The 747-nt window shown below is 70.7% G+C and carries 1 protein-coding gene; it reads left to right on the forward strand.

Annotation, left to right across the window (positions count from 1 at the left end; genetic code table 11):
* Positions 1 to 479: 479 nt before the first annotated feature.
* The coding region (locus tag CCN72_RS40000) for an SCO5717 family growth-regulating ATPase (RefSeq protein WP_279630256.1) at positions 480 to 747 on the forward strand (268 nt) is incomplete at its 3' end.

Consider the following 747-nt stretch of genomic DNA (forward strand, 5'->3'; position numbering starts at 1 on the left):
GCCGAGCTCGGCCGCACCATGGGGCTCACCCGCACCGAGGTGGAGTCACTGCCGGCGCTGCCGGACGGTGTCACCCTGTGGTGTACCGACCGGGATCGGCAATATGTGCTGACCCAACCGACCGACGCCGAGACCGGATTGCTGGGCACACCTCGACGCATGGACTGAATTGCCCTTGCCTGTTGGTTTTATTCGCTTTCTCTCCCTTTCCCGTTCGTCATCTCTCTTCCGGTTGCTCCCGGTTTCGTGCGACAACTCGGGTGGCGGGCCGGGGGCTTCGGCATGCCTTCCGGTCCGGTGTGCGCGAGCCGACAGGCGGGCGGGCCTGCCGAGGGGCGGCTCGTGGTGATTAGGCTGGGAGCGGGCGTGCCGGCAGGACCCGTGGATCGGACTGCCCCTGACCACTACGGACGACTCGAACGACACGACATGGTCGCCCCGCCACGGCATGAGGGTGCTCGACCACACCAGGAGGAACTGTGAGCAGCGATCGGGACGGGATGCGCGGGGGCTGGGGCACACCCGGCGATGACCAGCCCGACGCGGAGGCCGTCGAGACCACCGGCGAGTTCACCATCGACTACGCTCCCCCGGCCTGGTACACGCAGAACGCGGGTGCCTCCGGCGGCTCCGGCGGTTCGATCGGGGGCGCGGGGGGCGTGAACGGCGCGCAGGGCGGGACCGACGGGGCGCCGGCCTCGGATGTCCCGGGGGCCGCCGGGTCCTCGGGTGCGGCCGGGCTTCCGC

The organism is Streptomyces murinus, from assembly GCF_002154555.1.
Taxonomy (GTDB): domain Bacteria; phylum Actinomycetota; class Actinomycetes; order Streptomycetales; family Streptomycetaceae; genus Streptomyces; species Streptomyces murinus.